Origin of the sequence: uncultured Methylobacterium sp., from assembly GCF_964244095.1 — a bacterium.
Lineage (GTDB): Bacteria > Pseudomonadota > Alphaproteobacteria > Rhizobiales > Beijerinckiaceae > Methylobacterium.
Genome location: NZ_CAXTHR010000141.1, coordinates 1 through 10454 on the forward strand (window position 1 = coordinate 1; position 10454 = coordinate 10454).

The 10454-nt window shown below is 69.1% G+C and carries 12 protein-coding genes; 6 read left to right on the top strand and 6 right to left on the bottom strand.

Annotated features, from left to right (window positions below):
• Both ACFE86_RS18095 and ACFE86_RS18100 read right to left on the bottom strand, forming a co-directional pair.
• Positions 1-166 (bottom strand): sensor N-terminal transmembrane domain-containing protein (locus tag ACFE86_RS18095; RefSeq protein WP_375456720.1); only part of this gene is annotated, 166 nt, incomplete at its 3' end.
• A 55-nt stretch (positions 167-221) separates the two neighbouring features.
• Positions 222-932: a response regulator transcription factor gene (locus ACFE86_RS18100; protein WP_147728688.1), complete on the bottom strand. Its 711-nt coding sequence runs from the start codon at positions 930-932 to the stop codon at positions 222-224.
• A gap of 297 nt (positions 933-1229) precedes the next feature.
• On the opposite strand from ACFE86_RS18100, the gene ACFE86_RS18105 reads away from it, so the two are divergent.
• Together ACFE86_RS18105 and ACFE86_RS18110 are read left to right on the top strand one after the other, a co-directional pair.
• Entirely contained in the window at positions 1230-2045 is an 816-nt protein-coding gene (locus tag ACFE86_RS18105; RefSeq protein WP_375456711.1) for a HugZ family protein, read from the top strand.
• Positions 2046-2165: 120 nt separating this feature from the next.
• On the top strand, positions 2166-2366 hold the full coding sequence (locus ACFE86_RS18110; protein ID WP_375456712.1) for a hypothetical protein: 201 nt from the start codon (positions 2166-2168) through the stop codon (positions 2364-2366).
• A gap of 182 nt (positions 2367-2548) precedes the next feature.
• Here ACFE86_RS18110 and ACFE86_RS18115 read toward each other — a convergent pair whose 3' ends face one another.
• Positions 2549-2779 carry a hypothetical protein gene (locus ACFE86_RS18115; protein WP_375456713.1) on the bottom strand — a complete coding sequence of 77 codons (231 nt, stop codon included), beginning with the start codon at positions 2777-2779 and terminating at the stop codon, positions 2549-2551.
• A 290-nt stretch (positions 2780-3069) separates the two neighbouring features.
• Here ACFE86_RS18115 and lepA point away from each other — a divergent pair, with 290 nt between their 5' ends.
• The 3 genes from lepA to ACFE86_RS18130 all read left to right on the top strand — a co-directional run bounded on the left by lepA (position 3070) and on the right by ACFE86_RS18130 (position 6063).
• Positions 3070-4875, top strand: a complete 1806-nt coding sequence (gene lepA / locus ACFE86_RS18120; RefSeq protein ID WP_375456714.1) for a translation elongation factor 4 — start codon at positions 3070-3072, stop codon at positions 4873-4875.
• 133 nt (positions 4876-5008) lie between these two features.
• The gene (pyrF, locus tag ACFE86_RS18125) at positions 5009-5704 is read left to right on the top strand and encodes an orotidine-5'-phosphate decarboxylase (RefSeq protein ID WP_375456715.1); all 696 of its coding nucleotides are present in this window, start codon (positions 5009-5011) and stop codon (positions 5702-5704) included.
• A gap of 14 nt (positions 5705-5718) precedes the next feature.
• Positions 5719-6063, top strand: coding sequence for a DUF1330 domain-containing protein (locus ACFE86_RS18130; RefSeq protein WP_375456716.1), 345 nt, complete (start codon positions 5719-5721; stop codon positions 6061-6063).
• 9 nt (positions 6064-6072) lie between these two features.
• Here ACFE86_RS18130 and ACFE86_RS18135 read toward each other — a convergent pair whose 3' ends face one another.
• A complete protein-coding gene (locus tag ACFE86_RS18135) occupies positions 6073-6702 on the bottom strand; it encodes a TetR/AcrR family transcriptional regulator (RefSeq protein WP_375456717.1) in 630 nt (209 codons plus the stop codon).
• A gap of 144 nt (positions 6703-6846) precedes the next feature.
• On the opposite strand from ACFE86_RS18135, the gene ACFE86_RS18140 reads away from it, so the two are divergent.
• On the top strand, positions 6847-7617 hold the full coding sequence (locus tag ACFE86_RS18140; RefSeq protein ID WP_375456718.1) for an SDR family NAD(P)-dependent oxidoreductase: 771 nt from the start codon (positions 6847-6849) through the stop codon (positions 7615-7617).
• 159 nt (positions 7618-7776) lie between these two features.
• Here ACFE86_RS18140 and ACFE86_RS18145 read toward each other — a convergent pair whose 3' ends face one another.
• Positions 7777-7974, bottom strand: coding sequence for a hypothetical protein (locus ACFE86_RS18145; protein WP_147842373.1), 198 nt, complete (start codon positions 7972-7974; stop codon positions 7777-7779).
• Between the two features lie 571 nt (positions 7975-8545).
• Positions 8546-10342: an NADPH-dependent assimilatory sulfite reductase hemoprotein subunit gene (locus ACFE86_RS18150; RefSeq protein WP_375456719.1), complete on the bottom strand. Its 1797-nt coding sequence runs from the start codon at positions 10340-10342 to the stop codon at positions 8546-8548.
• Positions 10343-10454 lie beyond the last annotated feature (112 nt).

A 10454-nucleotide genomic window follows, 5' to 3' on the forward strand; every position in this document is an offset into this window, starting at 1 on the left:
GGTTCAGGTACAGGAAGCCGACGAGCAGCGCGATCAGCCCGACGAGGTTGAGCACGACGATGCGGCGCGTCAGGCTGGACGAGGCCCGCTGGCCGATCGCGTCCCACGAGGCGCGCGGCCATGCGAGCGGGCCGCGGCGCGGCTCTTCATCGGTCTGCGCGGTCACGACGGTCCGGTCTTCGAGGGATCATCCTGGGATGGCGGGCGGCCGGGACGGGATCTCAGCCTTCCTTGAAGCGGTAGCCGACGCCGTATAGCGTCTCGATCATGTCGAAGGCGGTATCCGTCACCTTGAACTTCTTGCGCAGCCGCTTGATGTGGCTGTCGATGGTGCGGTCGTCGACGTAGACTTGATCGTCGTAGGCCGCGTCCATCAGCGCGTTGCGGCTCTTCACGACGCCAGGGCGGTGGGCCAGCGCCTGCAGGATCAGGAACTCGGTGACCGTGAGCGTCACCGGCTCGCCCTTCCAGGTGCAGGTGTGGCGCTCCGGGTCCATCATCAGCGAGCCGCGCTCCAGCGAGCGGGCGGCCGCATCCGCCTCCCGCGCCGCGGCGCCCGGCCCGTCCTTGGGGGCGAAGCGGCGCAGCACCGCCTTGACCCGCTCCACCAGCAGGCGCTGCGAGAACGGCTTATGGATGAAGTCGTCGGCGCCCATCTTCAGGCCGAACAGCTCGTCGATCTCCTCGTCCTTCGAGGTCAGGAAGATCACGGGGAGGTCGGATTTCTGCCGCAGGCGTCGGAGAAGCTCCATCCCGTCCATGCGCGGCATCTTGATGTCGAAGATCGCCAGGTCCGGGGGCGAGTGCTTCAGCCCGTCGAGCGCCGAGGCGCCGTCGGTGTAGGTCTGGATGCGGTAGCCTTCGGTCTCCAGCGCGATCGACACCGAGGTGAGGATGTTGCGGTCGTCGTCGACGAGGGCGATGGTCGGCATGCGCGTTCCTTGACTGAACGGGACGGTGCGGGCCCGTCGATCGACCCGTCTCCGCCTCCGGCCCCGGACGGGGCAGGCAAAAACGCGAACGCGACCACGTGCCGTGAGACCGTGTCCGTTTCGCGTAGGAGGTCAGGTGCTTTAGGCCGAACGCCGGAAAAAAGCGAGCGGCGGTGGTAGCTTGGCCGTATCGGGCCAATGCGCCGCGCGGCTATGGCCTCGTCTGCGGGCGCGACTTGCTCCTATGATGCGGCGCGCGCGGAGCTTTTTCGCGCGCCTTCGGGGAGCGGCGGGCCGATGGACGAGACATCCGACAACGCGGCGATCGGCCAATCGCAGGGCTCCGGCGGGCGGCCCGGCCCGGCCCGGCCTCTGCCGGCGGCGCAGGCGCCCTTCGACGCGATCGGCCTGTCGCGCCGGTTGCTGCGCAGCATCCGCTCCGGCGCGCTGGCGACGCTCGATGCCGACGGCACGCCCTTCGCCTCGCTCGCGACCATCGCCACCGACGTCGACGGCACGCCGCTGATGCTGTTGTCGCAGCTCTCCGGTCACACCCGCAACCTGATCGCCGACCCGCGCTGCTCGCTGCTGTTCTCCGCCGGCGGCAAGGGCGATCCGCTCGCCCATCCGCGGCTCACCGTCGTCGGACGGGCCGCGCGCACCACCGAGCCGCGGGCGCGCGAACGCTTCCTTGCCCGCCACCCGAAGGCGAAGCTCTACGCCGACTTCCCCGATTTCGGGTTCTTCGCCCTGAGCCCGGAGGCCGGGCACCTCAACGGCGGCTTCGCCAAGGCGGCGACGCTCGCCCGGGACGAACTCCTCCTCGACCTGTCGCAGGCGGACGGGCTCGTGACGGGCGAGCGCGGCGCGATCGAGCACATGAACGCCGACCATGCCGACGCGCTCGCGCTCTATGCCGCCGCCGCTGGGGGCGGCCAGGGGGAGGGCTGGCGCCTCACCGGGCTCGACCCCGAGGGCATGGACCTGATGGCCGGTGACCGGACCGCGCGGGTGATCTATCCGGACCTGGTCCGCGACATGGGCGCGCTGCGCAAGGTGCTGGTTGTCATGGCGGCGCAGGCCCGACAAGCCGCGGAGACGCCGCGCCCGTGATGGGATGCGGAACGATCGAAGAGCGAATTCCTGCAAAAAGCGCCGGATCTGCCGGTTTTGCGCCCTCGCGTCGCGCCGGCCGGTATGGCGAGGCGGGATCGCGCATGCCATATCGGGGTCATGACCGAGACTCAGACCGACACCTACCCCTTCAGCCTGGACGTGCGCCCCGTCGGCGATGCGGCCGGCCCATTCCAATGGACCATCCGCAAGCACGGGAAGCTGCACCAACGCTCCGACCGCAAGCATCCGACCGAGGCCAAGGCCCGCTCGCACGGAGAGGCCGAGATCGAGCGGCTGATCCGCGACCGCGGCCGCTAGAGCGCACTCCAACAAAGTGAATGCCGGTTCGTCGCGAAAGTGCGCCGAGGCGGGAACCAGGCGCCGTGCCCAATCCAATTGGCTCAGGCACGGCTTCACTGACACGGGATCGCCCGGTTCGGCTCCGCGGCGATCCTGCGCCGTCGATGGCCGCGCGCCGCGATGGCGCGCGGACCGGACGCTCAGGCTTCCTCGGCGGGGGCGGCGACCGCCTCGGCCGCGTCCGGAGCGGCCTGGCTCGGCTGAGCGTCGTTGCCGAGCAGCGGGCGCGTGCGCCGGCGGGTCCAGCCGGGCGACGCCTTCGGCGCGCCGCGCGTCACCTCCTCGTTGCCTTCGAGCACGCGCTTCACCCGCGCGTTGAAGTCCGACATCGTGATGCTGGGCGAGCGCCCGTTCGGAGGAGTGCGAGCCATCGGTGGTCTCCGCTTCGTTGCCTAAGTTCGTAACCCAAGGCACGGAATCGCGCGGAGGGACTAGTCCCTAGATAGGGGTTCGGCGTCCAAATCCGAAGCCCCGACGCGCAGCCCGAAGGGCGGCCGCCGCCAAAATCGCGGGTCCGACCGCCTCGATCCGCGACGACGCCTCCGCTTGGCGCTCCCCCGTCCGGCTGCTATCCCGCGGGCGAACCGCTTCCTCGAAATCAGACGGCGCGCAACCGGCAGGCCCCCCCGGGCCGGCCGCCTCGCGCCGGAGATCCGCATCGATGACGACTTGCCCGATCGACAACATCCGCAACTTCTCGATCGTCGCGCATATCGACCACGGCAAATCGACCCTCGCGGACCGGCTGATCCAGACGACCGGCACCGTCGCGCTGCGCGACATGTCGGAGCAGATGCTCGACTCGATGGACATCGAGAAGGAGCGCGGCATCACCATCAAGGCGCAGACCGTGCGCCTGGAATACCATGCCGAGGACGGCAAGGATTACATCCTCAACCTGATGGATACGCCCGGCCACGTCGACTTCGCCTACGAGGTCTCGCGCAGCTTAGCTGCCTGCGAGGGCTCGCTGCTGGTGGTCGACGCGAGCCAAGGCGTGGAGGCGCAGACGCTGGCCAACGTCTACCAGGCGCTCGACGCCAACCACGAGATCGTGCCGGTCCTCAACAAGATCGACCTGCCGGCGGCCGAGCCCGAGCGCATCCGCGCGCAGATCGAGGAGGTGATCGGCATCGACGCGTCGGAGGCCGTGGCGATCTCGGCGAAAAGCGGGCTCAACATCGAGGCGGTGCTGGAGGCAATCGTCACCCGCCTGCCGCCGCCCAAGGGCGACCGCGCCGCGCCGCTGAAGGCGCTGCTGGTGGACTCCTGGTACGACGTCTACCTCGGCGTCGTCGTGCTGGTGCGGATCGTCGACGGCGTGCTGAAGAAGGGCATGAACATCCGCATGATGCGCGCCGACGCGACGCACGGGGTCGACAGGATCGGCGTGTTCCGCCCGAAGATGGCCGACATCGGCGAACTCGGCCCCGGCGAGGTCGGCTTCTTCACCGGCTCGATCAAGGAGGTCGCCGACACCCGCGTCGGCGACACCATCACCGAGGACAAGCGTCCCTGCGCGGCGATGCTGCCGGGCTTCAAGGACGTGCAGGCGGTGGTGTTCTGCGGCCTGTTCCCGGTGGATGCGGCCGAGTTCGAGACCCTGCGCAGCGCGATGAGCAAGCTCCGGCTCAACGACGCGAGCTTCTCCTACGAGATGGAGACCAGCGCCGCGCTCGGCTTCGGCTTCCGCTGCGGCTTCCTCGGGCTTCTCCACCTGGAGATCGTCCAGGAAAGGCTTGAGCGCGAGTTCAACCTCGACCTCATCTCCACCGCGCCCTCGGTGGTCTACCACCTCCAGATGACCGACGGGACGGTCAAGGAACTGCACAACCCGGCCGACATGCCGGACGTGATGAAGATCACGGCCATCGAGGAGCCGTGGATTCGCGCGACCGTGCTGACGCCCGACGAGTACCTCGGCGGCGTGCTCAAGCTGTGCCAGGACCGGCGCGGCGTGCAGGCCGACCTCAACTACGTCGGCAAGCGGGCGATGGTGATCTACGACCTGCCGCTCAACGAAGTGGTGTTCGATTTCTACGACCGGCTGAAGTCGATCTCGAAGGGCTACGCCTCGTTCGACTACCACATCTCGGACTACCGCGAGGGGGATCTGGTGAAGATGTCGATCCTGGTGAACGCCGAGCCCGTGGACGCGCTCTCGATGCTGGTCCACCGCAGCCGCGCCGAGCATCGCGGGCGGGCGATGTGCGAGAAGCTCAAGGACCTGATCCCGCGCCACCTGTTCCAGATCCCGATCCAGGCGGCGCTGGGCGGCAAGATCATCGCCCGCGAGACCATCAAGGCGCTGTCCAAGGACGTGACCGCCAAGTGCTACGGCGGCGACATCTCGCGCAAGCGCAAGCTCCTGGACAAGCAGAAGGAGGGCAAGAAGAAGATGCGCCAGTTCGGCCGGGTCGAGATCCCGCAGGAGGCGTTCATCGCCGCCTTGAAGATGGACGATTAAACTTTTCGTGTCTTCAGGTTCGACTGCCTGCCGTGATCGATCGGATGCGGTGATCGGGGCCGAAAGCGGGCGGCGATCTCACGCTTCGATCCGGATACGCCCGCTCCGGCTGCGTCGAACTGAAGGAGTGCCGATGCGAGCCGAGACCGACCCGCGCGACCGCCTGATCGTCGCCCTCGACCTCGACGGGGCCGACGCCGCCCGCGCGCTCGTGGACCGCATCGGCGACGCCGCGACCTTCTACAAGATCGGCTACCGGCTGGCCTATGCCGGCGGCCTGGCCCTGGTCCCGGAACTGGCCGCGCGCGGCCTCAAGGTGTTCCTCGACCTCAAGCTCCACGACATCGGCAACACCGTGGAGGAGGGGGTGCGCGCGCTGACAGAGCTCGGCGCGACCTTTCTCACGGTGCACGCCTATCCGCAGACCATGCGCGCCGCCGTGCGCGGGCGCGGCACGAACGGGCCGAAGATCCTCGCGGTCACGGTGCTGACCTCCTACGACGAGGCCGACGCCCGCGAGGCCGGCTACGGCCTGACGGTGCCGGAACTCGTGGCGCGGCGCGCGTTCCAGGCGGCCGAGGCCGGCATCGACGGGATCGTGTGCAGCGCCGTGGAAGCCGCGGCGGTGCGCGGCGTCGTCGGCCCGGATCGGCTGATCGTGACGCCGGGCATCCGCCCCGCCGGCGCGGAGGCCGGCGACCAGAAGCGGGTGACGACGCCGGGCCGCGCGCGCGCCGCCGGCATCGACCACGTCGTGGTCGGGCGCCCGATCACCGCCGCCGCCGATCCGCGGACGGCGGCGCAGGACATCATCGCCGCGATGGCGTGACAGGGGAGACGACGATGACGCGCGGCTACTGGATCGTCCGGGCCGATATCCGGGACGCGGACGCCTACAAGGACTACGCGGCCGCGAACGGCGCCGCCTTGGCCGCGTTCGGCGGGCGCTTCCTCGTGCGCGGCGGGACCTTCGAGGCGGTGGTCGGCGCGGCGCGGGCCCGCAACGTGGTGATCGAGTTCGCGAGCTATGCCGACGCGCTCGCCTGCTGGAACTCCGAGAGCTATCGGGCGGCGCGCGCCAAGCAGAAGGGCGGGGTCGAGGCCGAGATCCTGATCATCGAGGGGTATGCGGGCGAGCAGCCCGGTGCCGGCATCCCGCCGCAGCCGGAGAATCCCGCCTCCGAATAGCGCGGCGCCTCAACGGCAGCCGGCCGGCTGCAGGCTCCGCAGCAGGAACGCCGTCATCACCGCGAGGTCGGGCACCGGCGCGTCCGGGTACTGGCTCACGAGGATCGGATGGCTGTAGCGGGCGATCGCGGTGTGCAGGCAGCGCGCGGCCGCCGCGGGATCGTCCGTCTCGAACTCGCCGCGGCGCACGCCGTCGACGACGATCCGCTCGAACACAGCGCCGATCCGGTCGATGTGGTGGCGGCAGACATCCCAGCTCTCGCTCATCGCCGCCTCCACCATCTCGTGCATGCGCGGGAAGGCGTCGCAGCGTTCGGAGGTGTCCCGGTGCAGCGCCGCGATCACCGCCCGCAGGCGGTCGGCCGCGCTCGATCCCGGCGCGTCGGCGATCCGCGAGATCAGCGCCTCGACCTCGCCGACGATGCGCTCGACCACCGCCTCGTTGATCGCCTTCTTCGAATCGAAGAAGCGGTAGACGTTGGCCGGGCTCATCTTCAGGGTCTTGGCGATGTCGGCGACCGTGGTCTTCTGGTAGCCGATCTCGCGGAACGATCGCTCGGCCGTCGCCAGGATGCGGCACCGGGTCGTGGGGGCGCTCTCCTCGATCTGGACGGCCACGGATGCGAAGGCGGTGTTCATCGCCCGAGCGTATGCCGCAATCCGGCGGAGCGTCAAAATGCCGGGGGGCGGACGACGCACGGAACATCGCGGTCGCCCTGCGATTGGCGCCCGGAACGGCATCGTCCCTGGTCGCCGTTCCTCGCGGAGCGGAGCACCGAAACCATGAAGCTCGACGGCAAGAAGGCCCTGATCACCGGCGCCGATTCCGGCATCGGCCGGGCGACGGCGGAACTGTTCGCGCAGCACGGCGCGGATGTCGCGATCACGTACAACACCGACGCGGAGGGCATCGCCGAGACCGCACGCCGCGTGGAGGCCGCCGGCCGCGCGGCGCTGGTGATCCAGAACGACGTCGGCGATCCGGCCTCCGTCGGCGCGACCTTCGATCGGATCGCGGGCGCGTTCGGCGTACTCGACATCCTCGTCGCCAATGCCGGCCAGGCGATGAGCGGGATGGAAGTCGCCGCGATGGACGACGGCAAGCTGGAGCAGATCCTGCGCGTCAACCTGATGGGGCCGCTGTTCTGCGCCCGATCGTTCATCCGCCTGCGCCGGGCGCAGGGCGGACGCGGCAAGATCGTGATGGTCTCGTCGGTCGCCCAGCACCTGCCGACCCCGGAGAGCGCGCCCTACGGCATGTCGAAGGCCGGCCTCGGTTCGCTGTGCCGAAGCCTGTCGCGGGAACTCGCCGGTGACCGGATCAACGTCAACAACGTGGCGCCGGGCCTGATCGAGACGCCGATGACCGCCGGCCGCTTCGAGGACCCGAAGAAGCTGGAGCAGTCGCTCGAACACATCCCGTGGCACAGGGCAGGCCAGCCCGGCGACATCGCGCAGGCGATCCTCTACCTCAGCAGCGACGACGCGGATTACGTCACCGGCCACACATTGGTGGTCGATGGCGGCCTGACAATGCAATGGGGCGGTGCCTGAACCCCGAAGGCCGGGATCGACGAACGCTCAGGCCCAGGCGACGCTCTGGTACTGTTCGTATCCGTCACGGGAGGTATCCGATCGACCTTACCGCCGTGACGCGCACGAAAAAGCCGACGCGTCGCTGCGTCGGCTGGTCGATATCCGATCTTCAGAGGCTCAGGAGCCGAACTGCGATCCGAGCTGTTCCAGATACTCGGCCAGATCCACGCCCCCGACACGCTTGCCGTAGTCGAAGCGCATGCCCTGGCGGATGTCCACGGCGGCGCTCTTGGTCGTCAGCGTGAACGGCCGGACACAGACCCAAGCTCCGTCGCGGCGATGTTCGAAATACCCGAGGATCTCGTGCTTGGCCATGTCGTTCCCCGATGAAGCGTCCTGACATAACGGCCGCGCTCCGCATTCGTTCAGCCGGCGTCGCGATTTATCGGGACATACGGCCAAGCTCACCGGCGGGAAGGCTTCCGACGACTGGCTGCTCTGCAAAATCCACGTCGGCGGGGCACGCGATACGGTTTGCACGCGGCCGATGACTGCCCGGTCGCCGGGGCTTGGCTGGGTTCACAGGTTCCGGCACCGCGATCGCAGGCCGCCTTGTGGACGAGGAGCACTGATCGCCGCGGGAGTCCCCGAGCCGCTGCGACGGCATCGAACGGGCCGGAAGCCAAGGCCGCGCCGTAGGGTTTGCCGGCGACGAGGGCCGTCATCCCGGAGTTGCCGGTCGGCACCACGGCCGGGATGAAGGCGGCCTGGGAAATCCAGCCGCCGACCACCGCGCAGCGAACGTTTCGACCGCTCATTCCCGTCGGCGATCACCGATGATCGGGGCGAAACGGGCGGTCGCGGTGGGCCTTTCCCGATCGGCAGCGGTCTGATTCCGGCCGGCACCCGGCCCGATGCAGCCGCCTCATCGCGAAACGCCGGTCCGTCAGGCAGCCGGCTTCAACGCCCCGATCCGCTCGTGAAAGTCCGGCCCATTGGTGGTCTTGGCCACATGGCCGGCGCGGATCAGGAAGTCGCCGAAGCGTTCGCCCTTCGTCCGGCTCCTCGCGTAATCGGCAAACAGCGGGTCGAGGGTGTCGCGGATCTCCGAGGCCGGCACGTCCTCGCGGTAGAGCTTGCCCAGCCGCGAGCCGTCGAAGGCGGCGCCGAGATAAAGGTGGTACCGCTCCGGGCCGCGGCCGACGAGGCCGATCTCGGCGATGAAGGGGCGGGCGCAGCCGTTGGGGCAGCCGGTGGAGCGGATCGTGATCTCGTCGTCCTGGAGGCCGTGGCGGGCAAGGCTCTGCTCCAGCTCGGTCATCAGGTCAGGCAGGTAACGCTCGCTCTCGGCGAGCGCGAGGCCGCAGGTCGGCAGCGCGACGCAGGCGATGGAATTGCGCCGCAGCGCGCCCGCGCCCTTGGTCAGACCGTACTCGTCAACCAGCGCCTCGATTTCCGCACGCTTCTCCGACGGCACGTTGGCGATGATGACGTTCTGGTTGCCGGTGAGCCGGAAATCGCCCTCGTGGACGGTGGCGATGCGGCGGAGCCCGGAGAGAAACTGCGCCCCGCCGTCGTAATCCTTGATCCGGCCCGAGGGAACATAGAGCGTAAGGTGGTGGCGCCCGTCGTCGCCCTCGGTCCAGCCGTAGCGGTCGCCGTTGCCGGTGAACGTGAAGGGCTTCGGATCGGGGAAACGCTTGCCGACACGCGTCTCGACCTCGGCGCGGAACGCCGCCAGGCCGTAACGCTCGATCGTGTACTTGAGCCGGGCGTTCTTGCGGTTGGTGCGGTTGCCCCAGTCGCGCTGCACGGTCATCACCGCCTCGGCGACCTTCACCGCGTCGTCTGGCGCGCAGAACAGCATCAGGTCGGCGGTGCGGGGGAAGGTGTCCGGCTCGCCGTGGCTCATCCCCATGCCGCCGCCGACGGTGACGTTCCAGCCGGTGAGCCTGTTCTTCTTGTCGAGGATCGCAATGAAGCCGAGGTCGTGGGCGAACACGTCGACCTCGTTCGAGGGCGGCACGGCGACGACGACCTTGAACTTCCGCGGCAGGTAGGTGCGGCCGTAGACCGGCTCGAACTCCTCCTCGCCCCCGACCACCTTCTCGCCGTCGAGCCAGATCTCGCGCCACGCATTGGTCTTCGGCAGCAGCGAATCCGAGATGTCCCTGGCCAGGCCGTAGGCCGCCGCGTGCGCATGGACCTGCGCGGGGTTCGTCGCGGCCATGACGTTGCGGTTCACGTCGCCGCAGGCGGCGATGGTGTCGAGCAGCGCCGAATCGATCGCCGCCATGGTGCGCTTGAGGTTCGACTTGATCACGCCGTGGTACTGGAAGGTCTGGCGCGTGGTCGCGCGGATCGCGTCGCCCGCATAGGTCGTCGCGATGTGATCGAGGACCAGCCACTGCTTCGGGGTGACGACGCCGCCGGCGATCCGCAGGCGGATCATGAAGGCGTAGGCCTTGTCGAGCTTCTTCTTCGTGCGCTCGGGGCGCAGGTCGCGGTCGTCCTGCAGGTACATCCCGTGGAACTTCACGAGCTGGCCGTCATCCTCCGAGATCGCGCCGGTGGCGTGCTTGAGCAACCCGTCGGCCAGCCCGCCGCGGAGATAGCCGCTCGCGATCTTGATGTGCTCGTTGTGGGCGAGGCCCGCCGCGCGCGCGGCCTCCGCCTCGTCGATCGGGCGGGTGCCCGGCGGGGTCTCGTAGACGCGCTCGGGGGCAGGCTTGAGGTCGTCCATGCTGCGTGTCCGTCTTAATCAATCACTTCGGGTCCCGCCGCCCCCTCCCCCTTTAGCGGGGGAGGGATGCGCGGTGGCGCTAATACACGTCCTGCTGATAACGCCCCGCGCG

Bases quoted from the DNA above. Each gene is read 5' to 3' on its own strand.
- ACFE86_RS18100 (WP_147728688.1), bottom strand. From the start codon at position 932: ATGCCGACCATCGCCCTCGTCGACGACGACCGCAACATCCTCACCTCG.
- ACFE86_RS18105 (WP_375456711.1), top strand. From the start codon at position 1,230: ATGGACGAGACATCCGACAACGCGGCGATCGGCCAATCGCAGGGCTCC.
- ACFE86_RS18110 (WP_375456712.1), top strand. From the start codon at position 2,166: ATGACCGAGACTCAGACCGACACCTACCCCTTCAGCCTGGACGTGCGC.
- ACFE86_RS18115 (WP_375456713.1), bottom strand. From the start codon at position 2,779: ATGGCTCGCACTCCTCCGAACGGGCGCTCGCCCAGCATCACGATGTCG.
- lepA (WP_375456714.1), top strand. From the start codon at position 3,070: ATGACGACTTGCCCGATCGACAACATCCGCAACTTCTCGATCGTCGCG.
- pyrF (WP_375456715.1), top strand. From the start codon at position 5,009: ATGCGAGCCGAGACCGACCCGCGCGACCGCCTGATCGTCGCCCTCGAC.
- ACFE86_RS18130 (WP_375456716.1), top strand. From the start codon at position 5,719: ATGACGCGCGGCTACTGGATCGTCCGGGCCGATATCCGGGACGCGGAC.
- ACFE86_RS18135 (WP_375456717.1), bottom strand. From the start codon at position 6,702: ATGAACACCGCCTTCGCATCCGTGGCCGTCCAGATCGAGGAGAGCGCC.
- ACFE86_RS18140 (WP_375456718.1), top strand. From the start codon at position 6,847: ATGAAGCTCGACGGCAAGAAGGCCCTGATCACCGGCGCCGATTCCGGC.
- ACFE86_RS18145 (WP_147842373.1), bottom strand. From the start codon at position 7,974: ATGGCCAAGCACGAGATCCTCGGGTATTTCGAACATCGCCGCGACGGA.
- ACFE86_RS18150 (WP_375456719.1), bottom strand. From the start codon at position 10,342: ATGGACGACCTCAAGCCTGCCCCCGAGCGCGTCTACGAGACCCCGCCG.